The organism is Cupriavidus sp. 05T41 (genome assembly GCF_056396525.1).
Genome location: NZ_JBFTLQ010000061.1, coordinates 16,807 through 41,556 on the forward strand (window position 1 = coordinate 16,807; position 24,750 = coordinate 41,556).

Genomic DNA, 24,750 nt, shown 5'->3' on the forward strand with positions numbered 1-24,750 from the left:
ATTCGCTGGCGAGGGTCTGATCTAACAATCTGAACGCGAAGGTTCAGTGCTCTTGCCAGATTCTCCTCGTCCCGGTCCTGCCTGTCAGCCATCATGCGTAGTTGCTTGCGTCCCTTGAGGAAGGGGTGAATGGATCGACGTTGGCCGGGCGGCAAGGCCAGGCAGCCTTGATCTCGCGCGGAATGCCCCTGTCGCGCGGAATGCCCCTGACCGGCTCCCGCGCCAAGGCAACCCATCTGCGAAAAAGGACAACGTCATGCGCCCCACCTGGACATACCTTTCGGCCGCCATCATCGCGACAGCATGCTGCATCAGTGCATCGGCGCAAACGGCACAGGAAGCCATTCGCCCACCAGCCATTCTTCCGCTTAGCAACGAACCCGCACCCAAGCTGATACCGTACGCGCCACTTGCCGAACCGCTCGCACGCGGCGTGGTCATCGTCCAGTTCCGGACCGAGAACTTCCGTGTCATGCCGGTATTCGGCAAGCCCGCCGTCGACATCTCGCCCCGCGTCGGGCATCTGCACGTGACGGTAGACGACGCTCATGGCACGTGGGCGCATACGAGCGAGGACCCGATCATCGTCGTCGGGCTCTCGCCGGGGCCGCACAAGCTTCGCCTCGAACTGGCCGACCCGACCCACAAGATCCTGGCTGCCGAAGTCGTCGCCGTCACGGTGCCAGATCTGAAAGCCTCGTCTGCGCACCAGCATTGACGCGTTTTGTAAAGCGAACGCCTCCAGGGCGGGACACTCACCGGGGCGGGCGCGCGTGCATCGACCGGACGCGCAGCGGACGATGCACCGTCATGCACCTATTGCGCTACGTTGCCTCGGCGGACCACAGGCAGACTCCAAGAATAGCGCAATGCGAGAAGGCGGATCGCAAAGCATATCGACGCAGCGAACCAAGGGGTGACTGCCACCCTCCACTCCATGACTTGTCCCAGAACCTGGATGGATGCGCCGATCAGGGCCGCGAGCGCATAGATCTCCTTATGCAGGATGATCGGCACGCGATTGAGGACCACATCCCGTGCTAATCCACCGCCGACAGCAGTCACCATGCCGAGAATGATGGCAACTTCGATGTTGTGGCCAAACTGCAGCGCCTTGTGTGCACCAATGACCGCGAAGAAACCCAGGCCCAGCGAGTCAAAGAAGACGATTGGATGCTTAAGGTGGTCAATGATGGGACGCGCCCAGATCGCCATGATCGAGGCTAATCCCGAGGTGGCAAGGTAACGCCAATCCGAKATGCCGGCCGGTGGCAAAGAACCAAGGCACAGGTCTCGAACGACGCCACCGCCACAAGCTGTCAGATAGCTGATGGCTACAATGCCAAACAGGTCGAGACGCCTTTGCTCGGCTGCGAGTGCGCCGCTGACTGCGAATGCGAAGGTGCCGAACAGGTCAACCKAGACAAAAAGACCGTGTTCCATCATGCCCCTTGAGATGCGCAAAGCCAGGCAGAGGCCGCCGTAAGCAACGCCTGCATGCCCGTCTCCAGCGTAGGATGAATGACCGGTGCAAACTTGGGGGAATGATTGCTCGGTATCTTGTTGATCTGCTTGGCCGCCTTGGCTTGCGCATAAACGTCCGGGTCGGTCCCGCCGACAAACCAGAACACGTATGGCACGTTCCAGGTGCKACCAAAGACGCTGAAGTCTTCACTGGCCGATGCCGGTGATGCTTCGTAGGCATTGTCGCCAAACTGAGCCTTGAAAAGGTCAGCGACGCTACCCGTGGCGGCAACATCGTTTTCGGTAAGCGGATACGAACTGAGCGTGGTGAACTCGGGGGCCCGCTCGGCATTCGACKCATCGCACTCGGCACAGCAAATCCGCCTGATAGACGCCAGCATGTACTCGCGCACGTCTTCATCGAACGTGCGCATATTGAGCTTTATCGTGGCTTCGTCTGGAATGATGTTTTCCTTGGTCCCCGCTTGCAGCGCCCCAATGGTCAGCACMGCATTTTCCATGGGCGAGATCTCACGCGAGACGATGGTCTGCAGGCGCAGCGTTGTGGAGGCGGCCATGATGACCGGGTCGATGGCAGTCTGAGGCTGAGAACCGTGGGAGCCGCGACCGAATAGCCTGATCTTCAGGCTATCGCCCGCCGACAGGATAATCCCGGGGCGGTAACTCACCGTGCCGCTCGCGCCCACCATGACATGCTGACCCAAAATGATGTCCGGCCTGGGCAAGCTTGCCTCCTGCCAGTCCTTGACCATGCTGCTGGCGCCGGCCGCCACCTCTTCCCCCGGCTGAAATACCACCATGACCGTACCCTTCCAGGCGTCCCGGTGCTCTGCAAGGATGCGGGAAGCGCCTAGCAGCCACGTCACGTGCATGTCATGCCMGCAGGAGTGGGCCACGTCGACCACCACGMCCTCGTCATCTGTGGCCTTGACTGTACTCGCATAAGGCAAGCCGGTATTTTCGGCCATGGGCAACGCATCCATGTCCGCGCGGAGCATCACCGTCGCGCCCGGCCCGTTGCGCAACACGCCGACGACACCGGTCATGCCCACCCCGCGCGCCACCTGGTAACCGAGTGCTTCGATATAGTCCGCCGCGACCTTGGCGGTGCGGACCTCTTGCATGGAAAGTTCCGGATGCTGATGGAGATCCTTGTAGATCGTCTCGAGTTCCGACCGCAACTTGTCACTGCTGCTTGCCAAGGCCTGGACGAGTGCGTTCATGGAGAATCTCCCGACGTAGTTCTTCAGTGTATGCGTGATCTCACCGCCATGAGTGCCGCTCCGAGATGTGCTCCGTCGGCTGATGAGAATGCTGCGATGCGGGCTATGTACCAGCCGCAATACATCCATGCCGTCGCCACTCACCGGTACCAGCCAGCGAAAGTCCACGGTGCACCAGTTCAAGGTTCGCGATGGACCATGTCGCGGACTGGACGCGACCCGCTCAAATGTGTTCAAGGTCCCGCCTGAGTTCGGAGACGCACGAGTTCTTGAATTACCTGGACGCCGATAGACAGGTTTCGATATTACGGAACGCCTTGCTACAAGATCGGTGACGAATTCGGAGAAGAATGCGCGGCAGAGTCCAGGATTTCAGCTCCCCTCATCCATTAGCTCATTCTTCAGGCTGGCGGCTGCCCTTGCAATACGAGAAGACGTGAGATCGGCGCTGCGGCGCACTAATCCATCTGGATAATGGTTCGGTACGTGCCTGAGAGTATKATTTTCTCAGGGGACTGATTCATCGCKATTCACGCAGCGACGGGGGTGAAGGGGGAAGGCTACAACCGATACATCAGACTTCACGGCGTCAAGACACGTGCGCGCGGTACGGATATCACGGTGTCTTGGCAGAGTAAGCAGGGGTTCCCGTTCGAGGAGGCACAATGCATTGGATTGCGACTTTCAATGCCGGTCATGACCTTGCGAAGGGCACCCCTTCCATACCCCGGAATAGATCGGAAGCCGATCCCGAACCCCGCCGGACATTCATCCTGTTCCGGATCGTGGTAAACGGGCGCGGCACCTATTACGGTTTTTTCCAGCACGCCTGCGATGCCATTGCGGATGCGCTGGACCACGGCGCGTTCAGCGTCGCGGTGATCAGGGCCTAGCTGTCCCGGCTGTCAGGACGTACGCCCGCGCCGCCGCTCCGGATAAACGACACAGCGAAGCGACTMAGCGCTCCGCGCGCACGCCGGTGACCTGGGCGACTTGCCGCCAACGTGCGGCATCCTCCGCGATGAACTCGGCGAACTTCGCGCTGGTCATCGGTGTCACGATGCTGCCCTCGCGCGCGAGCCGCTCGCGCACCGCGGGAAGCTGCATGATCTTGAGCAAGGCATCGTTCAGCTTGGCAACGATGGCGCCAGGCGTGCCGGCTGGCGCCATCACGCCGGACCAGAAGCTGACCACGAAGTCCTGCTGCCCTTCCTGGATCATGGTCGGGACCTTTGACAGCGCCGGTAGCGGCTCCTGCGTAGTCACGGCAAGCGCCCTCACCTTGCCGCTTCTGATGTAGGGCAGCACCGGCAGCACGTTGCTGAACATGACCTGCACCTGGCCTGCCATCAGGTCGGCCATGGCCGGCCCGCCACCCTGGTACGGCACGTGTGTMCAGTCGAGCCCCGCTTTCTTCTTGAGCAGTTCAGTCGCCAGTTGCTGCGGCGAGCCCACTCCCGTCGACGCGTAGTTGACCGCCCCGGGATGCGCCTTCGAATAGGCCAGCAACTCGGCGATCGTCTTCGGTGCAAAGCTGGCATTCGATACCAGCACGAACGGTGAATCCGACAGCAGCGTCACCGGCACGAAATCGCGAGTCGGGTTGAAGCGCGTCCTGGCATCGACCGCCGGCGAGATCGTGACGTTGGCCGTGGCCAGCAGCAGGGTATAGCCGTCGGGCGCGGCGCGCGCGGCAAACTCGGTGCCGATCGCGCCGGACGCGCCGCCGCGATTGACCACCACGACCGGCTGTCCCAGTGCCTTCTGCAGTTCGGCCCCGACCACGCGGGCCAGGATGTCCGTGCCGCCGCCCGGCGGATAAGCCACCACCAGCTGGATGGGCTTGCTCGGGTAGCCGGCATCGGCCTGCGCCGGCACCGGTTGCGCCAGCAGCGGCACAGTGGCGAACGACGTAACCAATGCCGCCACCCACGATATTGCATGCTTCATGGTTGTCTCCATCCCGTTACCCGGGCTGTGCGCCCGACGCTATTCCGCCCGTACACCGCACTGCTGGACAATCTGCGCCCATTTGCGCACCTCTTCGCGGTGGAAGGCGGCGAACTGCTCCGGCGTATCGCCTTCGGGATCTACATATAGTGCCTTKATCTTCGTGCGCACGTCCGGCGCGGCAAGAACTTGCACAATGCCCGCATTGAGCACGCCCACAAGCTCTGCCGGGAGCGAACTGCTGGCCGCTGCCAAAGCCAGGCCGGGTTCCATCACCTATGGCTCGCCCGGCATCGGGCTGCCGCAGCACCTGCTGGGGCACCGCATGGCGCAGCTGGCCGGCGTGGACATGCGCCATGTGCCATATCGCGGCAGCAACCCTGCACTGACCGACCTGATCGGCGGCCAGATCAGCGCCATGGTGGTGACCAGCGGGGCCGTGGTGCCGTTCATCAAGGCCACCGGCTGCTTCCAGAGCGCCGTCAGGCGTTCGGCCAGCAGACGCGCCAGGAAATCCGTGCCGCCGGATGGCGGGCCGGCCACCACCAGCTTGACGGGGCGCTCGGGGAAGGTGCCGGCGATGGCCGGCGCTGCGCCCGCCGCGAGTATCAGGGCGCTCAGGCCGCATGCTGCCGCGCGACGGCATTGGCTCAGAATCATGGTTGTCTCCTGACGCTTGGCGCGTGCCGTCTGTGCGGCACTACGCCAGTTGCGTTGCACTAACGGTAGCGGCGCGCAGCCCGAAACGGCTTGCTGTCCCGCGTATGGACGGCCAGCACGTGGCGATCCACCTCCGGCCAGTAGCCCGCGGGAATGCGGATGGCGCCGTGCTGGAACACCAGCGGATTAGCGAACAGACGCTCGCGCACCTTGAGGAAGCCGTTCATTTCTCCGGCGTTGTCGATGGTGCGCGCCGCGACACAGGCCTCCATCCAGCAGCCGATCTCGATCGACACGCCATCGCCCATCACCGGTGTCATGCCAAGCTCGCGGATGCGGTTCAGCGCATCGCGCAGCATCCCGGCGCTACCCACTTTCTTGAGCTTGAGTTTGACGAAGCCGACGTTGGCGATGGTGGCCGCGCGCTCGATGTGCTCAGGCCCGTAGATCGACTCGTCGAGCATCAACGGCACCGTCGATACCGCAGCCACCGCGGCGTTGTCATCCCAATCCTCCGCGCCACATGGCTGCTCCAGCAACTCGATGCCACCGGGATGCAGCCGTTGCGCAAAGGCGATGCCATGCGCGCGGCTGAAGCCGCGATTGGCATCAAGGCGAAGCGTGGCGCGGTCGCCCACGGCGTCCTGGATGATCTGCAGGCGATCGAGGTCGTCTTGCCAGGCATATCCCACCTTGACCTTCAGCGTGCGAAACCCTTGTTCGACCAGGCTGTCGACCTCTTCCCGGATCTGCGCGGCATCGTGCGCCTGGCACGGCGCCAGCAGCGGCACGGTGACATCGTGCGCGGGCCGCAGCATGGGCTCGCCGCCGAGCATGTCGAGGGCTGCCAGGATGGCGCTGACCACGCCGGGGTTGGGGAGCAGCCAGGCCATGGAAAGAGCTGCGGCGGAAGTGAAGCCCAGCCCCACTATCCGCTCGGCCAGCGTGCTGGCGACCTGCCAGGCGACTTCCATCGATTCATGGGTGTAGCCCGGGATGATCAGCGCCTCGCCCCAGCCGCTGCGCCCTTCGCTGTCGCGGATCTCGATGACGATGGGGTCGAACAGCGTCAGGTCGCCGGAGGACAGACGGTAAKGCGTCTTCAACGGAAACTCGAGATGKCGCACGATGACCTCGTCGATCGTGGCCGAAGAAACCGGTGCGTCGTCGAGGCCCTGCGCGGTACGCTCCGGGGCGCCGGGGATAGCGTTCATGGCTGCTCCCCTCATACCACGGCTTCGCCGGTGATTTGAGTACGGTACATCAGGCGGCGCGTGCTCGGGTCGAAGCTGTCGCGCCGGTGCATGGTGCAGCGGTTGTCCCACAGGATGACGTCGCCCAGCTGCCACTGCTGGACCCACACGAACTCCGGCCTGGTCGCATGCGCCCATAGCGCATCGAGCAAGGCTTCGCTTTCCTCGAGCGGCACGCCCGGCAGGCAGGCATTGCGGCGGCGGCCCAGGAACAGGCAGCGCTTGCCAGTGACCGGATGGGTCCGCACCACCGGATGCACGGCGCCGATGGTATGGCGCGGATCGGTGGTGTCGGCAAAGCCCCGGCGCAGTTCGCCGGCACTGTTGCGGCTGGCGTCGTGCACGCACTGGAGCTGGCCGGCACGCGCCTTCAGCTCGGCCGGCAGCGTATCGTAGGCCATGTACATGTTGGCGAAATGGGTGTCGCCTCCGCTGGGCGGGATCTCCACCGCATACAGGGCGCTCCCTTTTGGAGGGGTCGGATTGTAGGTCATGTCCGAATGCCACACGGCCTCGTATGAGCCCAGGCCGCCCACCGGCTTGCCATCCACCAGGACATTGGAAATCACGGTGATCTCGGGATGCTGCCAGTCGAAGTCCTTGCCCATTTTCTGGCTGGCTACCGGCGCACGATCCAGTTCGCCGAACAGGCGCGAGAAATCGGCCAGTTGCTGCAACGACAGCTCGCCATTGCCACGGAAACGCAGCACCAGGTGGTCGGCCCAGGCTTGGCGCACCTCGTCGATCTGTTCAGGGGAAAGCCCGGCGCGGAGATCGACGCCGATGATGTCGGCGCCCAACGCCTTCCCGGACGGCATGACTTCGATGGTGCTGAGGGCGAGTGCTGCGTTGTTCATCGCGGTGTCCTTTGAGGGGAGGAATGACTCCACAGTAGGGCCCGCGCATTTATCCGTCCAATTTCATTATGTGATAGATTTATCCAACGGAGCTATATATCGATGACATCCCGCGTGACACTGCGACAGCTCGAAGCATTCCTGGCGGTCGGGCATACCCTGAGCTTCAGCGAGGCGGCCCGCCAGGTGCACTTGTCGCAACCGGCACTGAGCGCGACTGTGCGCAAGCTCGAAGAAAAGGTTAGCGCGCAGCTTTTCGACCGTACCACCCGCCACGTGGCCCTGACCCCCGTGGGCACCGAACTGCTCGGCGCCGTGGAAGGCCTGTTCGAGAATTTTGACAGCGCGTTCGCCGGCATCCGCGATTTCGTCGAGGGCAAGCGCGGCCGGCTCGCCATTGCCGCCTCGCCGTCGCTGGCGGCGGCGTTCCTGCCGGAAGTCATCGTCGCCTTCGAAGCCGTGCACCCGGCCGTGGTCGTGCAGGTGCACGACGTGCTGTCCGACGTGGCGCTGGAGATGGTGCGGCAAGGGGTGGTCGATCTTGCGCTGGCGCCCGCGACTGGCAGCGAGCATGACCTGACCCAGCGCGAGTTGTTCCAGGACAGCCTGGTGCTCCTGTGCCATGACCAGCACCCGCTCGCGCGCTCGCGCACGGTCACCTGGCAGCAGCTGCAGCCGCATCGGCTGGTGTCGCTGACGGGCACCAGCAGCGTGCGCCACCTGATGGAGGCGACCTACCTGCAACAGGGGCATCCGCTGAAGCCAGCGTTTGAGGTCGAGCACGCCAGMACGGTTATCGGCTTCGTGGCGAACGGACTGGCTGTGGGAATCCTGCCGCTGTCGCTGCTGCCGCTGGTCCKGGTCGGTCAAGTGACCATTCGGCGCGTGGTCAAACCCGAGATCCAGCGGACCATTTCCGCGCTCACGCTGAAGGGACGAACACCCTCGCCCGCGGCGACTGGCTTCCTTGAACTCTGCGCCGAGTTTGCACAGCGGCACGCTAGTGCAAATCGCGGCAGGAATACCCGTTGAGCAGAGCGCGTGGAATGGAGCCCTCTTTCGAAGCGCGCCGGCGGCGTAGTCGACCTTATAGCAGTCGATGCCGGGTAGGCGGGCCTGCGTCCGTCTTCCCGAGTGCAGCGCGGTCGAAATGACCAGGCAACCCTCTCGGGTCTTATCGGGCAGGACGCTCCACGGAGGATGACGGGACCCGATAGGCTGCGCAGGAACGCGACAACGTTTCGCATCTCCTTCTGCGTCAAGCGGGTGGGGGAAGTGGCCTCCGGAATTGCGAGGATCAAGCAAGTTGCCGAGTCATGTCGGCAATGATGTTGTGCTKGATTGCCCGCAGGCACCGCATTTCGCCGCCGAAGGTTGCCGCGAGATCCGGCCGCTGCTTCAACAGTTCAGCGTTCTCGTCTTCAGCGCGGGCATGGAGCGCCGCCGCTGCCGGCATGATTGACCGAAGCTGGACGTCGAGCCGGCGCTCAGCCGTCCGGGCCGTCAAACCGAGTTCCCTGCCAGCTTCGATCATCACGGTGCGGTCGATGTCGCGAAAAAACTCCCTCCCCTGAATCGGCCAAGCAAGCCTGACATCGGGCCAGAGTTGCTTGTCGAAAGCGCGCGTGGAATAGACCGTTTCACTCAACAAATCGTAGAACGGAGCTAGCGCGATACCATTGGCCGACACGAGAAAACTCAGGTTCTTCAAGTGGGCATCGGCATTTCCGACTAACAGGTTGAACACGAGCCAGTCAAAGAGCCGGGGCCTTTCGAGCGCTGGGGATCGGCACATGTTTGCCAGGMGTGACAGCGACTCAATGCTCCCTTGATCATACTTGAACGTACGCGAGAGATTGAGCATCTGGCAGGCATMAATGCTATGCAGCCGMCCCCAGTTCCCTTCTTTCTCCTGTCGATCAAACCGGCGAATGAGATAGACAGGCGAAGGGACATACCGCCGGCTCACCGTGGGCACCGCCAGCCCGAGCTGAGCGGCGAGTGACATCACGAACCATTCGTTGATGACAGAATGCGGGTAGTCGTCAGCATCCTGATGGTCCGGCTTGAGAATGTGGGTTGAGGGTGCATTACCGCCCGGTTCAAGCAGCGCTGCGTCKCGCACGACGATGGCAAGCTTGTGCTGAGCGCCGGCCAGCGACATCTTCTTCAGGGCATCGTGAGTGAGGGGAACCCGTGGCAACGMACGAATGCGTCCTTCCAGCACATCATCCGGTAACGCACGAAGCTCGGGTTCCGCTGGATCCTTTCCTTGCCCCAAAAGCGTCAGCGAACCTGCGGACTCGGAACCGTAATACGCCAATAGCGCGAAGGCATCAGCTTCATTCTTGATCCCMGCATCGCGTGCCATCAGCGAGCGCTGAGCCTCCTCCGGCAACAGGTTGTCGAAGAACCACTGTATCGCCCGGTTMGTTCCGCCGTCGATTTGACGATGCGTCTGCAATGGTAGCGCGGGACTCAGTTGGAAGGCTTCCGCATTGGAGAGCCAGGCCTCGTCATATTGAAACGACCAGATGTCCTGACTCCCATCGAGTCTTCCCACCTTCTGGCCGTTGATGCTTGCGAGAAGGCTGCGCTCAGCCATGGCTGCCCTCATCTGCGCGGGCCGCCCTCAATCGACTCGCACGGCTCTGCCTGTTCGCAAGCTTGACGCGCTCAACCTGCACGGCTTCTGACGTCACGTTGGGGAGATCAAGTTGCATGTGAATCCCCAACCCCTCAAGCACCTGGAACAACTTGCCCCATTGGATGCCCTCCGCGCCGTTCTCGACGCGCACCATGAACGTCTCGCTCACGCCGATACTGCCCGCGGCGTCGTCCTGGCGTATGCCGCCAGATTTCCGCGCCGCACGGACCAGCGCACCAATGTCGGAGGCACTTTGCACTCTCACTTGCATGAAAATCTCCGCAGTTTAAAAGATTTTACACCAGCGACCTGATGCYAGCCAAAAATCTTCTAAAACGCACAGATAATTCGAGAGCCCGCCACCTGCACGCTAAAATCTATAGAATTACATAGATTTTGTGACACAAGCGGCCAGGGCGCCCGGCTTCTGCAAGTGATCCTAGTAATACATGTGTTTGCGTCCCCTAGCTGTCCGGTKAGTCAGCAGCACAAACGCAACTACCTGTCTTKTCGGCGAACTAAACAGGCATGGCCAGATGTGCCGGATCACCCGCTGCCCGCATGGCTACAGGCTTGCGTGCACGTGCTCCCGCCGACCGGGCATCGCGCGTGCCATCGCGAAAAATTGCGGGCGTCATGGCGGTGGCCTTGCGGAATACCGAGGTCATGTGACTCTGACTGACGAACCCGACTTCGAGCGCAATCTCGGCGAGCCCCTGCGTCCCACAAAGAAGCAACTCTCTGACGCGCTCAACGCGGCATTGCGTCAGGTATTGATGTGGACTCAGGCCCGTCGCCAGCCTGAACTGTCGCGAGAAATGCGACKGGCTGACAGCCGCGACGCCGGCGAGTTCTGCCAGGCTGACATCACCGGCCAGATTGGCCTGGATGTAGTCGATCACGCGGCTCAAGACGTGCCTGGGCAAGCCATCGGCGCATGCCGGCACCCTCCGCGCGGAACCGTACATCTGGAGCAAATGCACGGCCAGCACCTGCGCCATTGCGTCGAGATACAGCAAAGGCACTGGATGCCCGCAGGCAATGTCCGCGCGCAGCGAGTCGCCGATTCTGCGCAGGAACATGTCAAGCGCCGTATAGCTCTCCCACACCATCCAGTGACGCAGGCCGCGCGTCTCGGCGACATCCGCCATGACGTCGGGCGACAGAAAAAGGGCGATCAGGCCGGCATTCCGTTTCCACGAGACCGCGTGCGGCTGCTCCGCCGGGATCACCGACACATGATGTCCGCCCACGCTTGCCCTCGCGGTTCGTCCGGCAGCCGTCTGATACCGGATCTCGACGCAGGTTCCGGCAAGGGGGATGGCGATCTCGATGGCACCGTGCGTCTTTTCTTCGCCGCTCTCCATGCGCGACGTGCCKGGCACAACGACCGTCAGTGCCGGTGAGCTAAGCGCTCTCGTTCGATGGTCCGCGACACAAGCAGTCTCTTGCCCTGACTGTCCCCCGGCCCGCAATGTACTAGCGTACATGGCGAATCCGGCTGCCACGACATGCGGATGGGGCATGCACATGCCTGGCCGCCTTCAGTAGCGCGGCAATCCGGTGCAGGCCACCGCATCGCCACGCGCCATCGATGCGGTGCCGCACCGCCATGCGCCGTACCGCGCGCATCCATGCCGTGCCAGTGCCGCGATCGCGGCGCGAATCTGTCCATGCCGTACTCATGACTTCCTCCATGCCCTCTGGCGTGCCCACGCTTGCCGCATCGCAGCATGGCACCACCGCGCCGCCGACAGATCAACCACCGGCTCCATTCCAGCGTAGAAGCGTGACCGTGKAGCGCCTAACATGAACGCGTGGAAGATGCGTGAGTTCTGGGTGGCATTTCCGTGAGAGGCTGACATCGTGGCTACGGGTTATACGTTTGCGCCATTCCGTGTCGATCTCGGGGACGAGCGACTGTGGCGGGGGACCACTCTCCTGCAGGTCCGGCCCAAGACGTTCGCCATGCTGGCCTACCTGCTCGAACATCCGGACCGCMTCGTCACTCACGAGGAACTGCACCGCAATGTCTGGGGTCAMTGCCACGTCAGTGAAAGCCTGCTGCGGGGCTATATCCGCGAACTACGACAGGTACTGGGTGACAATGCGGCGACGCCCGCCTTCATCGAGACAGTTCCCCGCCGCGGTTACCGCTTCATCGCCCCAGTCACAGCCGTCCAGGCCGCCGCTGCGGGTGCACCCATGCCGGAGGTTTGCGAATCGCCCGCTCCAGGGCTGGTCGGCCGGGAACGCGAGCGCGCCGCATTGCACGCCTGCCTCGAACGATGCCTTGGGGGCGCGAGGCAGATCGTTTTCATCACCGGCGAACCCGGCATCGGCAAGACCGTCCTTCTCGACAGCTTCCTTTCCGAGTGCCAGCGCGTGCCCGGAGCGGTCGTCGCCTTCGGCCAGTGCATTGAACTTTATGGGCAAGGCGAGCCATATCTGCCCTTGTTGCAGGCCCTGGACACCATCTGCCGCGACGGGTACCACAACAGGCTGCCCGAACTGCTTGCCGAGCATGCACCAAGCTGGCTGATGCAACTCGGGGGTCTGGTGACCGAGACCCAGCGGTCCGCCTTGCAGCAGCGCACGGCAGGAACGACACAGGCCCGCATGCTGCGGGAACTCGTCACGGTGCTGGAGGTGATCGCCCGTAGCACGTTGCTTGTCGTTGCCCTGGAAGACCTTCAGTGGAGCGATTACTCCACGGTCGATCTGGTCTCCCTGCTGGCGCGCGGGCGGGCGCCGGCCCGCCTGCTTCTTGTCGGCACATATCGGCCCGCCGACGTTCTGGCCACGGAGCACCCCATCCGCCACGTCGCGCACGCACTCGACAGGCTCGACAATTRCACGGTGCTCCGCCCGGGTGGCCTGGACCGCGCCGCCGTGAAGCAGCTTCTCGAACACCGGTTTGCGGATCCTGCCCTGGCCGGGACCCTGGCTGAAGCACTGCATTGCTGCGCGGACGGCAATCCCCTGTTCCTTGCCGCGCTGATCAATGATCTGGTCGCCCGCGAACGGGTGCGGCACGTGGCTGGCCGCTGGATGCTGGCGGTGCCGGTCGAGGAAGTGACGGCGCACGTTCCAGAGAGCCTGCGCGAGCTGATCGAAGCCGACATGGATCGCCTCGATGCCGACTCGCAACGGATGATCGAGGCCGCGAGCGTGATCGGAATCGACTTTGACAGTGGGGCCCTCGCCTACGCGCTGGCKACCGACGAATTGGATGTCGCCGCCCGTTGCGACAACCTGGCGCGCGTGCAGCGCTATCTGCGCCGGGTCGAGACCGATGAGGAGGCGACCGGCGTTACCCTCTCGCACTATGCCTTCCTGCATGCCTTGTATCAACAGATTGGCTTGCACCGGAGTTCGGCGGCCCAGCGGGAGATCTGGCACCGACGCATCGCAGGCTATCTCGAGAGCCGCTACGGTGAACAGGTCGAAGAGGTGGCCGCCGAACTGGCCATCCACCTCGAGCGGACCGGCAACTATGCGCGTGCCGCGCATTACTACACGCTCGCGGCCGAGCGCGCCTCTGCGCGCCCTGCGCATCCGGAGGCGGTGCGGCACTTCCGCCGGGGACTGTCCCTGCTGGAGCAGACGCAAGCCAGTGCAGAGCGCGACGCCCATGAATTGCGCATCCAGGTCGGGATGGGCCCATCGCTGATCGCGACCGCCGGCATTGCCAGTCCCGACTTCGAGATTGCCTACTTGCGGGCGCGCGTACTGATCGACCGTCTGGACATGCCCGCGCAGCTCGACAGGGTGCGACATGGCCTGGCCGTCGCCGCGCTCGCCCGCTGCCAGTTTGCTCGCGCGCAGTCGTACGCGCTGGAACTGGAGGCATCGGCGCGACACCAGCAAGACGCCGCACTACTGGCCGACTCGCTCTGGCCGAAGGGGCTCGTGCACCTCTACCGGGGGGAGCTGGCATCGGCCCTGACCTGTCTCGCGGAAATCGACCATGCATACGACAGCGCCAGCGCCCGGCTGCGCCAGCCGCTGTCGGGCCATGATGCGGCGGTGGTCGCCCACGGCGGGCGTGCCTGGGCGCTTTGGATGCTTGGATATCCCGACCAGGCCCTGGCCATGGCCCGGCAAGGTCTGACGCTGGCACTGGCTACCGGCTTGCCGTTMGTGCATGCCAATGCGCTGAACTGGCTCGGCATCACCTGCGTGATGCGACGCGAAACCGAGTCTGCCGCCAACGCGGCGGCTGCCGAAATCGACATCGGCGAGGCACACGGCTTCCGCTTCTGGCACACCCAGGGTCACCTGATCCAGGGCTGGGTGCGCACGTTGAACTCCGGCAACGTGCGCGATCTCGATGCCATGGAGCAGGCGATCCGCGAGCGCCAGGCGCTCGCCCCCATCGGCATCTCCGGCATCGTCTGCCTGCATGCGGAGGCCTGCCTGGCAGCCGGGGAGATTTATCACGGCCTGGCCGTGGTAGACGAAGGACTGGAGCGCGCGATGTCTGGCGAGGAACGCGCATGGCTACCTGAGTTGCTGCGGCTGAAGGGCGACTTGCTGGGCAGACACGCGACCGACGCGACTGCCGATGCCGGCGCCTCCCCCCGGGAGGCACGCGAATGCCTGATCAATGCCATCGAGGCCGCGCAAACCATGTCCGCAAGGTCGTGGGAGTTGCGCGCCGCACTCAGTCTGGCGAGATTGACGGCAGCCGCGCCGGCAGCGTCCGAGACGTCCGCCGCCTTGGCACGGCTGGCGGCGTGCTACGAGCGCTTTACGGAGGGGTGGCGCACATCCGACCTCGCCGAGGCGGCCGCCTTGCTCGGCAGGCCACTCGCAGGCCACGCAAATGGCGCCGGTCTCCTGCAGGGTTGATGCGTCAGCGGATTTTGACAGGGATCGCCTGTTTCTGGCAGACGGTACGCGCCCCTGCCCCCTATCCTTCTACGACCTCGAACCAGCGCCGCAACGCTGTCAAAAGATGGGCGCAATGCGGCAGGAGTCGTCGCCATGCACATTGCCCTTCTTGCACTGCCCGGGGTCCAGATGCTCGACCTCGCGGGCCCAATGGACGTATTCAGCGAGGCTTGCCGTCAACTCGGCGATCCCGGCGCATACACGCTGCAACTGCTATCACCAGACACGGCACCGATCGCCGCGTCAAACGGCGTACGCTTCCTGCCCGACGCCTCGCTCGAGCAAGCGCGGCACGACATCGATACGCTGCTGGTGGCCGGCGGGCCGCATATCGCAGCGTACGAGGAGGACGGCCCGCTGATCGATTGGCTGGCCCGGCAGGCTACCCAGGTCAGGCGCCTGGGCTCGTTCTACGCTGGCGCCTTCCTGCTGGCGCGGGCGCGCCTGCTGGCAGGCCGACGCGCGACCACGCACTGGCGAACCTGCGCGCGCCTCGCGATGGCTTATCCGGACATCCGTATCGAGCCGGACCATATTTATGTGAAGGACGGCCCGGTCTACACCTCGGCCGGCGTCACGGCGGGCATGGATCTGGCGCTCGCCATGGTCGAGGAAGATTTCGGCAACGGCCTGGCATTGCAGGTGGCGCAAGAGCTTGTGATGTACCTTAAGCGCGCCGGGGCGCAACCCCAACTGAGTCTCCAGCTTGCGGTCCAATCCAGCGAGCAGAATGCGATGCGCGATATCCAGGAATGGATCCTCGACGACGTGGCACGCGACCTGACCGTGGAGGCGCTCGCCCAACGGGCGGGCATGAGCGTGCGCAACTTCTCGCGACTGTTCAAGCGCGAGACGCTGACAACGCCAGCCGACTTTGTCGAGCTCGCCCGCGTGGACATGGCGAGGCGCCTGCTGGTGCAGAGTGGCACGCCTCTCAAGAGGATCGCCTACCAATGCGGTTTCAACGGGCAGAACGGACTGCGCCGCGCATTTGTGCGCCGCCTTTCCCTGAGCCCGATCGCCTATCGGCAACTTCACCGCAGCAGCGCCCCCGCTGCGCTGTTCCGGTCAGTTGGACCGCCCGCGTCAGCCCAGCCGTGGTGACCATTGGYAGATAGCTCCCACGTGACCTCGATGGCTTTCGTCCTTCGCGCGGCCCCCGGTCGGGCCGTCTTCTTCCTGGGCGAGACGGATTCGTCTTGTGGCTCCCAAGTCCACCACGTTGGCTGAAACTGACACATCGCCCTCCTTTCGGACTTCCAATCCCGCTTCCATAATCCTTTCAACGCAATCCCGGGMCGCCCCATCACACGAGGTGGCCGGATGTTCAAGGACGCAGAGGACATCATGAATATCGCCTCCACGACCGTAGCCCCCACGCATCATCAGCGCAGCTCGGTCAAGCATCTTCACGTCAACCTGTTMGGTGCCGTMATGGGCCTGTCCGGCCTGTCCCTGGCATGGCGCGGTGCCCATAAGGTCTTTGGTGCCGACCTGTTCGTCGCCGACGCTGTCGGCGTCGTGGCCATGGCCACTTTCCTGGCGCTCACCGCCGGCTACCTCGCCAAGTGGCGGCTCTATCCCGCAGCCGTGAAGGCGGAGTTCAACCATCCGATCGCCGGCAACTTCTTCGGCACCGTGACCATTKCCATCCTGCTGCTGTCGTCGATCGTCGGCACCTACAGCGAAGGCCTCGGACAGATTGTCTGGACGATCGGCACCGTCCTCACCATCGCGTTCACGTTCGTCATTGCCGGTCGCCTGCTCCGTGGCAGCGAGGATCCGGCGCACGCCGCGCCGGCATGGCTGATTCCGGGTGTCGCGACGCTGGACATCGCCGTCGCCGGCGGCACCATGCCGATGGCGTGGGCGCATGWAGTCAACATGTTTGCCATTGCCGTGGGCACGATGGTGGCACTGGTGTTCTTCACCATGATCTTTTCCCGCGTGGTCCATCACGAGCCGCTTCCCAGCGGCATGGTCCCCTCGCTGATGATCATGATCGCGCCCTTCGAAGTGGGTTTCCTTGCCTATGTCAACATCACCGGGCACGTCGACATGTTCGCGGGCCTGCTGTTCTACTTCGGCTTGTTCCTGTTCATCGCGCTGTCGTTCAAGGTGTTMCGCCGCTCCATTCCGTTCGCGGCGTCGTGGTGGGCAATCAGCTTCCCCATGGCGGCCCTGGCCAATGCCGCCCTGAAATATGCCCTCTACGCCGACACGTGGGTGCTCACGTCCCTGGCCGGTCTTATCCTCTTCCTGCTCAGCACCGTGATCCTCGTGCTGCTGGTACGGACGCTGTACAGGCTGTTCACGCACCGGCTGCTGGTGGGTTGACGCGCACCCTTTGCGCTGAACGGGCCCCCCGTGGGCCCCGTTTACGACTGCGTTCTGTCATGGGCAGATACCTCGTGGAATCCGGCAAGCGGAGAAACCAGTTCCGCTGCCACCCCTAGGAACAGCAGCGCGGACTTGATCGCAAGGGCGCAGCTGACCGCGGATGACGACATGACCTGGATGCGCGCCAGGCAATCGTCCGCATCGCATTGCAGTGGCAAGGCGATCATGTTGTCCAAGGCGAACGCCAGGCCGATGCGCGTCATTGCCTCCTGCGTCCGCCGGAACCGGCCAGTCCTGCTAACGCGCACGGTGCTAACGCGCGCCAGCGACGCGGGGTCGATGCGAATAGCGACCTCCATGGGTGGAGATATCCCAGCGTTTTGCATTGCCGTCCTCCCACTCAAGCCGCGAAGCGCCCGCGGATAAAGTCGGCGCCTTCCTGCAAGGCCTGACGCGCTTCGGGCAAGATGCCATGCCACATGTGCCAGGCGTGGAACATGGCGGGCCACGCCCGGAGCCCGATGTCGACGCCAGCCACTGCCGCACGCGCGGCAAGCCGCGTCGCATCGTCCAGCAAGATCTCGTCTCCGCCCACGTGAATCAGTATCGGTGGCAAGCCACCAAGGTCACCAAACACCGGCGACGCCAGTGGATGCCGCGGATCGTGTTCTTCCTGCAGGTAGCTTCGCGCAAAGAATCGCAGGGCGTCCAGCGAGATGCGCGCGTCCACGAGCGCCTTGGTGCGGATCGTGTCGCCGCTGAGCGTCAGGTCCGTCCACGGAGACATCAGGAAAGCCCCCTTGGGCAGTGGCATGTCGTGAAGCTTGCACATCAGCATCAGCGCCACGGCAAGTCCGCCTCCTGCCGAATCGCCCGCCAGGACAATAGCGGGATCTTCGCCGAGCCGGTCATGCAACCACTTGTAAGCCTCGTATGCAGCGTGCAAAGCGTGTGGGAAAGGATGCTCTGGCGCCCGGTGATAATCGAGCGCAAAGACATCACGATGCGTTTCGCGCGATAGCGCGGCAGTCATCGTCCGGTACTGGCAAGGGGTATGAAGGACGTACCCTCCGCCGTGGAGATAGAGGATCGCCTGATTGCTCGCCGAGCCCGGCGAGATGGTCCACAGTCCGGGAACATCGCTGCCCTCKACAAAGCGGACGCCAGCCGGAATGGGAAGCGCGTCGTACAGGGCATCGGCGTGCTCGCGCATGTGCGACAACGAGGCATCCTCCGGCAGTCGTGCCCTGTCGTCCCAGAGGCGCTGAATGATCTCCTCCCGTTGCTGCGAGGCCATGCCATACTCCATGCGTGTCAGACGATGAACCGAGCATAGACAGGCATCGCCCAGGCCGTCTGCCAAGTCGGCAGCAGCTTCGGCCAGCCCGCCTCGCTGGCCGCCTCGTTGGCCGCCTTTGACACAAGCATGGCGCTTTTCCGCCTCTACGCCCTGCCTGCACTCTCTACGGCAACGGCCCCTCCCTCCAATGGGTATGAGGTCATCGCGGCTTTCTCCTACTGCGCGGCACGACTGTGCGCGATTGAAGAGCGCCACGCGCCGTGACCCTCCAGCTTTGGCGACGACGACGACGGCGGCATGAGGCAAGCGCACTTTATCTGCCGCGGCGCTGGCCGCGAGGCAGTTCTTCTGCGATCCGGCGCAACGCGTGCCGAGGCAGCCCGCCGCGTCTTGGCCACCCGCCTCAGGCCCCGCCGACCGATTCGATGGCCGCCGCCAGCCTGGCCACCGCCGGAGCGATCTCCTCCTCGCTGACCCCACCGTAGCCCAGCACMAGGCCGTTCTGCGAGCGCCGGGGGTCCGCGTAGTAGGACGACAGCGGGCGCGCCACGATCCCGTGGGCAAGCGCGGCGCGCGATACCAGGTGATCCTCCGCGCGGCGCAGGAKGACGGTCAGGTGCAGCCCGGTGTCGGTGCCGACGATATCGATCTCGCCGTCAAGCCGTCGCTGCAATTCCCGCGTGAGAAGCGCCTGGCGCTCGCCATAGATCTTGCGCATGCGCCGGATATGGGCGGCGTAGTGCCCGTCCGCKATAAACAGTGCCAGCGCGGTCTGGATCTGCAGCTGCCCGCCGCGATACAACTCGGAGTGTGCTACGGCGAAGGCATCCACCAGTGACGGCGGCAGGATCAGGAAGCCGAGCCGCAGGCCGGGGTACAGCACCTTGGAGAAGCTGCCCACATAGATGGTGTTGCGATGGGGATCGAGGCCCTGCAGCGATGGCTGGGGCGCGCCGTGGTAACGGAACTCGCTGTCGTAGTCGTCCTCGATGATCCAGGCGCCGTAGCGATGCGCCAGCTCCGTGAGCAAGCGACGGCGTGCCAGGCTCATTACCACGCCGCTGGGGTACTGGTGCGACGGGGTGACGAAGATGAGCCTGGGCGCGGTCTGCGGCGCAACCGGGGGCTGCATGCCCTGCGCGTCCACCGGCACCGCCTCGACCTTCAGGCCGGCGGCGCGAAACACGCTGCGCGCGCCCCAGTAGCCTGSGTCTTCCACCCACACCACATCGCCCGGATCGGCGAGCAAGCGGGCGCACAGGTCGATGGCCTGGTGGCTGCCCTGCGTCACCACGATCTGCTCGGGCGAGCAGTCGACGCCGCGTGCGAGCGCCAGGTATTGCGCCAGCGCGCGCTTGAGCGGCGGGCAGCCGTGCCGCGTGCCATAGCCCAGTTGTTCCTGGCAGGCGGTTTTCCAGACCTGGGTGATCAGGCGCTGCCATGTCGCCCGTGGAAACTGCCTGACATCCGGAATGCCCAGCACGAACGAGCCCACCTGCCGGTCCGATGCGCCGGCGCCATCGAGCAGTTCGCGGGCTCTTGCGGACAGGCGCGATTCCTCGCGCGGCGGCGCGATCTCGCTCGCCTGGCTCAAGCCGAACACACTCTCGCGCAGCGCGGGATCGGGCGGTGCCTTGCCGACGTAGGTGCCACTGCCGCCCTGTGTCAGCGTATAGCCCTCTTCGGTGAGGCGCTCATACGCATACAGGACGGTGTTGCGGGCGATGCTCAGGCCTTTGGCAACCTCGCGCGTCGGCGGCAGGCGCGTACCGGCCGACAACTGGCCGGCCAGGATCGCGCCGCGGATGTCGTCAAACAACTGCCGGTTCAAGGGGAGGCCCGATCGGTCGGGTTGCGCCCAGTGACTGCGCCCGAGAAGCCAGTCGATCAGTGGCGTCTCTTTCAAAGTCTTCGCTCCCTCTGCTCGTTGAGTCCTGACTCTTGGCTAGTGACATCTTGGTGCGTGCTGGACGTCTGTAACGTACGCTACAAGAAAAGCTGAGAACTGAGCCGAGTGTTTCACCAACAAACAATACACGCAGCGTCCGCCAGGCGAAACTGAGGGTTTTTACTCGGTCTTTGCCGAACTGCCCAATGATATTCTMCGATTTGTTTCACGCGCTGTAACGTTTATTACGCAACACTGCCCCACTGCATGGTGGCAAGGCAGTCCCTTCCGGAGAGCGGCTTGGCCAGGTTATCAATCAGGGAAATGCTGGCGGACCAGGCCGCCGGCTTCACCACGTCGGAGCTGAAGGTGGTGGAAACGCTGCTCGCCAGCTACCCGAGTGCCGCGCTGACGTCCATCTCGAACCTCGCGGGTCAAGCCGGGGTCAGCGATCCGACGGTGTACCGGCTGGTCGTGAAGCTGGGATTCGACGGTTACCCGTCATTTCAGCGAGCGCTCCTGGCGGAGGTCGACGAGGCCATGAATTCGCCGCTCTCCCGGCTCGGCGCGCCAGGCAACACAGCACTCGGAGACGATTTCCAGCGGGGTTCGCTGGCAAGCCTGGCGATGTCGGTMGAGCGCGTGGCGCAGCACGCTTCGCCGGAGGACTTCGACACCGCCGTCGAATTGCTCGGCAATGCGCGGTCCGCCGTGTTCTGCACCGGCGGACGATCGAGCTTGTTCCTGGCCTCGCGGCTCGCGTCGCACCTGACGCATATCCGTCCCAAGGTCCGTCTCGTCGAGCCTGCCCTGGAGCGGGCGAACGAGGCACTGGTCGACATCGGGCCAGACGATGCGCTGGTCGTCTTCGACTATCGCCGCTATCAGAAAAGCGTGATCGACTTTGCCGCCGCGGCGCATCGCCTGGGCGCAAGGATCATCCTGCTTACCGACGAGTGGAAGTCGCCGATCGCCGGCTTCGCCACGGCCACGCTAAGCAGCTTTGTACAGACCGGCTCACCGTTCGATACGAAGGTGCCCGCGCTGGCGCAATGCGAGACCTTGATTGCCGCGCTCATTGCCCGCTTTCCCGAGGAGGCAAAACGCCGGCTTGAAGCCATCGAGGCCGTACGCCGCTCTGCCACCCCCGAGGGTGCAAGCATCGATTTCTAGAATGCCTTTCCTTTCAGGAGAATGATGAAATGGCCACTCAGCAGTTTTCATTGATGCGCCGGGGCAGCCCGCTGGCCTTGGCGCTCGCCCTGCTAAGCGCATGTTCGACGCAAACCGGGGTGTCCTCGGCGCCGCCGGCCACAACCGCTCCCGCGGCAACGGCCTTGCCCGCGGCGCCGGAAGTCTCGTCCGGCTACCGGCCGGGCATGACCACCACTTACGCCKACAAGCATATGGCCGCGGCTGCCAATCCCCTGGCCACCGAAGCCGGCCGCAAGATCCTGCGCGCGGGCGGCACGGCCATCGATGCGGCCATCGCCATGCAGGCTGTGCTGACGCTGGTCGAGCCGCAGGCCACCGGCATCGGCGGTGGCGCCTTCATCATGTACTGGGACKGCAAGCGCGTGCAGGCTTACGACGGCCGCGAGACCGCGCCCGCCGGTGCCGGCGAAAACCTCTTCATGCGCCCCGACGGCAAGCCCATGAGCTTCAGCGAAGGGCAGATCGGCGGGCGTTCGGTGGGCACGCCTGGCGTGCTGCGCGCGCTGGAACTGGCTCACCGCCAGCATGGCAAGCTGCCCTGGGCCAAGCTGTTCGAGCCGGCCATCGCGCTGGCAGAGCAGGGTTTCCCGATTTCGCCGCGCCTTTATACGCAGATCGCCGCCGACAAGTTCCTCCCGGCCTCGCCCGAGATGGCAGCCTACTTCCTGACACCGGACGGCAAACCCAGGCCGGTCGGCACCATACTGAAGAATSCGGCGCTGGCCAACACACTGCGCGAGATCGCGCAGCGCGGGCCAGACGTGCTTTATACCGGCCCGATTGCCAGCGAGATCGTCAAGCAGGTCAACGGGAGTGCCAACCCGGGCTCACTCTCGCTGGCTGACCTGAAGGATTACCGCGCCAGGGAGCGCGCGCCCATCTGCAGCGACTACAAGCGCTGGAAGGTCTGCGGCATGCCGCCGCCATCGTCGGGCGGCATCGCGATCGCGCAGATGCTCGGCACCTTGCAGGCGCTCGCGGCGAAAGATCCGAAATACGCGCTCGCCGCGCTGCGGCCCAAACAGGTAGCCACGCCTGCCGGCGTCGAGCCGGGCATCGACGCTGTGCACGCGCTTTCCGAGGCCGGGCGCCTGGCCTATGCGGACCGCGGCCTCTATGTGGCGGACTCGGATTTCGTGCCCGTCAATGTGGCGGGGCTGCTGAGCCGTGACTACCTGGCAAGCCGCGCGAGCCTGATCGGCGACGAGAGCATGGACAAGGCGGAGGCYGGCGTGCCACCCGKCGCCACACTCGCGCTGGCGCCGGACCGCTCGCCGCCGCGCGTGTCCACGTCGCAGATCGTCGCGGTGGATGACACCGGCGGCGCGATTTCCATGACCACCACCGTCGAGAGCTATTTCKGCTCGCATCTGATGGTGCGCGGCTTCGTGCTGAACAACCAGCTCACCGATTTCTCGTTCGTGCCAAGCGAGAACGGCAAGGCGGTCGCCAACCGCGTGCAGCCCGGCAAGCGCCCGCGCTCGTCGATGGCGCCCACGCTGGTGTTCGACCGCGAGACCGGCAAGCTGGTCGCAACCGTGGGTTCGCCCGGCGGCTCGCAGATCATCGAGTACGTGTCCAAGACGCTGGTGGGCCTGCTGGACTGGAACATGGACGTGCAGGCGGCCATCAACATGCCCAACTTCGGCAGCCGCAACGGACCGACGGAGCTGGAAGCCGGCCTGGTCAGCCCGGCCCTGGTGCAAGGCCTGAAAGACCGCGGGCATGAGGTCGCGCAGATCGAGATGACCAGCGGCACGCAGGCCATCATGCGCCGCCAGCGCCCCGATGGCACCTGGGCATGGGCCGGCGGCGCCGACCCGCGCCGCGAGGGGGTGGCACTGGGGGATTAAGCGCGGTTGCTCGATGGTGCTTTCGGCGCTTTCGAAGCGCCGGGACTGCGACGCGCAAGGCCGGCCCGAGGGCCGGCCTTCTTCGTTGCGACCGGCCAGCCCTTACTCGTAGGAGAAGAAGCTGCCGAGCTTGTCCATGCGTTCGAGCGCCATGCCCGCGCCCCGCACCACGCAGGTCAGCGGGTCATCGGCCACCACGACCGGCAGGCCGGTTTCCTCGGCCAGCAGGCGATCCAGGTCGCTCAGCAGCGCGCCGCCACCGGTGAGCATCATGCCGCGCTCGGCAATATCGGCGCCGAGTTCCGGCGGGGTCTGCTCCAGCGCGATCTTGACCGCCGACACGATCTGATTGAGTGGTTCGGTCAGCGCTTCCAGGATTTCGTTGGACGACACCGTGAACGCGCGCGGGATGCCTTCGGACAGGTTGCGGCCCTTGACTTCCATTTCGCGGATTTCGGCACCCGGGAAAGCCGAGCCGATTGTCTTCTTGATGGCCTCGGCGGTCTGCTCGCCGATCAACATGCCGTAGTTGCGCCGGATGTAGTTGACGATGGCCTCGTCKAACCTGTCGCCGCCCACGCGAATGGAACCCTTGTAGACCATGCCGCCCAGCGAGATCACGCCGACCTCGGTGGTGCCGCCGCCGACATCCACCACCATCGAGCCGGACGGCTCCGACACGGGCAGCCCCGCGCCGAGCGCGGCCGCCATGGGTTCCTCGATCAGGTAGACCTGGCTGGCGCCGGCGGCCAGCGCGGATTCGCGGATGGCGCGGCGCTCGACCTGGGTCGAGCCGCACGGCACGCAGATGATCATGCGGGGCGAAGGCCGCAGCAGCTTGGTGTCGTGCACCATCTTGATGAACTGCTTGAGCATCTGCTCGGTGACCCGGAAGTCGGCGATCACGCCATCTTTCATCGGGCGGATGGCCTCGATATTTCCAGGTACCTTGCCCAGCATCTGCTTGGCTTCCTTGCCCACCGCCTCGATGGTCTTGCGGGGATTGGGGCCACCCTGCTGGCGAATCGCGACCACCGAGGGCTCATCGAGGACGATGCCCTTGTCGCGCATGTAGATCAGGGTGTTGGCGGTGCCAAGGTCGATCGCGAGATCGCTGGAGAAGTAGCTACGGAGGAATCCAAACATCAGGGAACTTTTATCTGGTGGTTCGCAAGCATGCGAA

22 protein-coding genes are annotated in these 24,750 nt (G+C 64.4%); 9 read left to right on the top strand and 13 right to left on the bottom strand.

Annotated elements, in window-relative coordinates; all coding sequences use genetic code 11:
• Positions 1-256: 256 nt before the first annotated feature.
• Entirely contained in the window at positions 257-718 is a 462-nt protein-coding gene (locus AC1DKV_RS28725; RefSeq protein WP_441622131.1) for a DUF6130 family protein, read from the top strand.
• Positions 719-816: 98 nt separating this feature from the next.
• Here the strand turns inward: AC1DKV_RS28725 and AC1DKV_RS28730 are convergent, their stop codons facing one another.
• Positions 817-1,446: a trimeric intracellular cation channel family protein gene (locus tag AC1DKV_RS28730; RefSeq protein ID WP_477138540.1), complete on the bottom strand. Its 630-nt coding sequence runs from the start codon at positions 1,444-1,446 to the stop codon at positions 817-819.
• Positions 1,443-2,708 (bottom strand): amidohydrolase, encoded by a 1,266-nt coding sequence (locus tag AC1DKV_RS28735; RefSeq protein ID WP_477138541.1) that lies wholly within the window; start codon positions 2,706-2,708, stop codon positions 1,443-1,445. Before AC1DKV_RS28735 ends, AC1DKV_RS28730 begins: the two co-directional genes overlap by 4 nt.
• Positions 2,709-3,373: 665 nt before the next feature.
• On the opposite strand from AC1DKV_RS28735, the gene AC1DKV_RS28740 reads away from it, so the two are divergent.
• A complete protein-coding gene (locus tag AC1DKV_RS28740) occupies positions 3,374-3,601 on the top strand; it encodes a hypothetical protein (RefSeq protein WP_441622136.1) in 228 nt (75 codons plus the stop codon).
• On the opposite strand, the gene AC1DKV_RS28745 is transcribed toward AC1DKV_RS28740, so the two are convergent.
• Entirely contained in the window at positions 3,591-4,658 is a 1,068-nt protein-coding gene (locus AC1DKV_RS28745) for a Bug family tripartite tricarboxylate transporter substrate binding protein (protein ID WP_477138542.1), read from the bottom strand. The genes AC1DKV_RS28740 and AC1DKV_RS28745 overlap by 11 nt on opposite strands.
• A gap of 39 nt (positions 4,659-4,697) precedes the next feature.
• Positions 4,698-4,931, bottom strand: a complete 234-nt coding sequence (locus AC1DKV_RS28750) for a hypothetical protein (protein WP_477138558.1) — start codon at positions 4,929-4,931, stop codon at positions 4,698-4,700.
• On the opposite strand from AC1DKV_RS28750, the gene AC1DKV_RS28755 reads away from it, so the two are divergent.
• Positions 4,855-5,331, top strand: coding sequence for a tripartite tricarboxylate transporter substrate-binding protein (locus AC1DKV_RS28755; RefSeq protein ID WP_477138543.1), 477 nt, complete (start codon positions 4,855-4,857; stop codon positions 5,329-5,331). The two genes, AC1DKV_RS28750 and AC1DKV_RS28755, sit on opposite strands and share 77 nt — an antisense overlap.
• Before the next feature lie 46 nt (positions 5,332-5,377).
• On the opposite strand, the gene AC1DKV_RS28760 is transcribed toward AC1DKV_RS28755, so the two are convergent.
• Together AC1DKV_RS28760 and AC1DKV_RS28765 are read right to left on the bottom strand one after the other, a co-directional pair.
• Positions 5,378-6,532, bottom strand: a complete 1,155-nt coding sequence (locus tag AC1DKV_RS28760; protein WP_477138544.1) for a mandelate racemase/muconate lactonizing enzyme family protein — start codon at positions 6,530-6,532, stop codon at positions 5,378-5,380.
• An 11-nt stretch (positions 6,533-6,543) separates the two neighbouring features.
• A complete protein-coding gene (locus tag AC1DKV_RS28765; protein WP_441622142.1) occupies positions 6,544-7,428 on the bottom strand; it encodes a TauD/TfdA dioxygenase family protein in 885 nt (294 codons plus the stop codon).
• A 114-nt stretch (positions 7,429-7,542) separates the two neighbouring features.
• Here AC1DKV_RS28765 and AC1DKV_RS28770 point away from each other — a divergent pair, with 114 nt between their 5' ends.
• The gene (locus AC1DKV_RS28770) at positions 7,543-8,460 is read left to right on the top strand and encodes a LysR family transcriptional regulator (RefSeq protein WP_477138545.1); all 918 of its coding nucleotides are present in this window, start codon (positions 7,543-7,545) and stop codon (positions 8,458-8,460) included.
• A 265-nt stretch (positions 8,461-8,725) separates the two neighbouring features.
• On the opposite strand, the gene AC1DKV_RS28775 is transcribed toward AC1DKV_RS28770, so the two are convergent.
• The 3 genes from AC1DKV_RS28775 to AC1DKV_RS28785 form a co-directional block, all read right to left on the bottom strand.
• A complete protein-coding gene (locus tag AC1DKV_RS28775) occupies positions 8,726-10,033 on the bottom strand; it encodes a HipA domain-containing protein (protein ID WP_477138546.1) in 1,308 nt (435 codons plus the stop codon).
• On the bottom strand, positions 10,026-10,346 hold the full coding sequence (locus AC1DKV_RS28780; RefSeq protein ID WP_441622148.1) for a helix-turn-helix domain-containing protein: 321 nt from the start codon (positions 10,344-10,346) through the stop codon (positions 10,026-10,028). The genes AC1DKV_RS28775 and AC1DKV_RS28780 overlap by 8 nt, the downstream gene beginning before the upstream one ends.
• Positions 10,347-10,593: 247 nt before the next feature.
• Positions 10,594-11,442, bottom strand: coding sequence for a helix-turn-helix domain-containing protein (locus tag AC1DKV_RS28785; RefSeq protein WP_477138547.1), 849 nt, complete (start codon positions 11,440-11,442; stop codon positions 10,594-10,596).
• 499 nt (positions 11,443-11,941) lie between these two features.
• Here AC1DKV_RS28785 and AC1DKV_RS28790 point away from each other — a divergent pair, with 499 nt between their 5' ends.
• The 3 genes from AC1DKV_RS28790 (at position 11,942) to AC1DKV_RS28800 (ending at position 17,308) form a co-directional block, all read left to right on the top strand.
• Complete coding sequence (locus AC1DKV_RS28790) at positions 11,942-14,929, top strand: ATP-binding protein (RefSeq protein ID WP_477138548.1); 2,988 nt, start codon at positions 11,942-11,944, stop codon at positions 14,927-14,929.
• Between the two features lie 135 nt (positions 14,930-15,064).
• Positions 15,065-16,075, top strand: coding sequence for a GlxA family transcriptional regulator (locus AC1DKV_RS28795; RefSeq protein ID WP_441622156.1), 1,011 nt, complete (start codon positions 15,065-15,067; stop codon positions 16,073-16,075).
• A 243-nt stretch (positions 16,076-16,318) separates the two neighbouring features.
• Complete coding sequence (locus tag AC1DKV_RS28800; RefSeq protein ID WP_477138557.1) at positions 16,319-17,308, top strand: SLAC1 anion channel family protein; 990 nt, start codon at positions 16,319-16,321, stop codon at positions 17,306-17,308.
• 41 nt (positions 17,309-17,349) lie between these two features.
• Here AC1DKV_RS28800 and AC1DKV_RS28805 read toward each other — a convergent pair whose 3' ends face one another.
• From AC1DKV_RS28805 to pdxR, 3 genes are all read right to left on the bottom strand, one after another.
• Entirely contained in the window at positions 17,350-17,670 is a 321-nt protein-coding gene (locus AC1DKV_RS28805) for a hypothetical protein (protein WP_441622158.1), read from the bottom strand.
• 41 nt (positions 17,671-17,711) lie between these two features.
• Positions 17,712-18,608: an alpha/beta hydrolase gene (locus AC1DKV_RS28810; protein ID WP_441622161.1), complete on the bottom strand. Its 897-nt coding sequence runs from the start codon at positions 18,606-18,608 to the stop codon at positions 17,712-17,714.
• A 406-nt stretch (positions 18,609-19,014) separates the two neighbouring features.
• Positions 19,015-20,517, bottom strand: coding sequence for a MocR-like pyridoxine biosynthesis transcription factor PdxR (gene pdxR, locus AC1DKV_RS28815; protein ID WP_477138549.1), 1,503 nt, complete (start codon positions 20,515-20,517; stop codon positions 19,015-19,017).
• Between the two features lie 306 nt (positions 20,518-20,823).
• On the opposite strand from pdxR, the gene AC1DKV_RS28820 reads away from it, so the two are divergent.
• Both AC1DKV_RS28820 and ggt read left to right on the top strand, forming a co-directional pair.
• On the top strand, positions 20,824-21,672 hold the full coding sequence (locus tag AC1DKV_RS28820; protein ID WP_441622164.1) for a MurR/RpiR family transcriptional regulator: 849 nt from the start codon (positions 20,824-20,826) through the stop codon (positions 21,670-21,672).
• A gap of 29 nt (positions 21,673-21,701) precedes the next feature.
• On the top strand, positions 21,702-23,567 hold the full coding sequence (ggt, locus tag AC1DKV_RS28825) for a gamma-glutamyltransferase (RefSeq protein WP_477138550.1): 1,866 nt from the start codon (positions 21,702-21,704) through the stop codon (positions 23,565-23,567).
• A 102-nt stretch (positions 23,568-23,669) separates the two neighbouring features.
• Here the strand turns inward: ggt and AC1DKV_RS28830 are convergent, their stop codons facing one another.
• Positions 23,670-24,713 carry a rod shape-determining protein gene (locus tag AC1DKV_RS28830; protein WP_477138551.1) on the bottom strand — a complete coding sequence of 348 codons (1,044 nt, stop codon included), beginning with the start codon at positions 24,711-24,713 and terminating at the stop codon, positions 23,670-23,672.
• Positions 24,714-24,750: the final 37 nt, after the last annotated feature.

Coding starts and splice junctions, on each gene's coding strand:
- AC1DKV_RS28755 (WP_477138543.1), top strand. CDS start 4,855: ATGCCCGCATTGAGCACGCCCACAAGCTCTGCCGGGAGCGAACTGCTG.
- AC1DKV_RS28795 (WP_441622156.1), top strand. CDS start 15,065: ATGCACATTGCCCTTCTTGCACTGCCCGGGGTCCAGATGCTCGACCTC.
- AC1DKV_RS28780 (WP_441622148.1), bottom strand. CDS start 10,346: ATGCAAGTGAGAGTGCAAAGTGCCTCCGACATTGGTGCGCTGGTCCGT.
- AC1DKV_RS28740 (WP_441622136.1), top strand. CDS start 3,374: ATGCATTGGATTGCGACTTTCAATGCCGGTCATGACCTTGCGAAGGGC.
- AC1DKV_RS28725 (WP_441622131.1), top strand. CDS start 257: ATGCGCCCCACCTGGACATACCTTTCGGCCGCCATCATCGCGACAGCA.
- AC1DKV_RS28805 (WP_441622158.1), bottom strand. CDS start 17,670: ATGGAGGTCGCTATTCGCATCGACCCCGCGTCGCTGGCGCGCGTTAGC.
- AC1DKV_RS28765 (WP_441622142.1), bottom strand. CDS start 7,428: ATGAACAACGCAGCACTCGCCCTCAGCACCATCGAAGTCATGCCGTCC.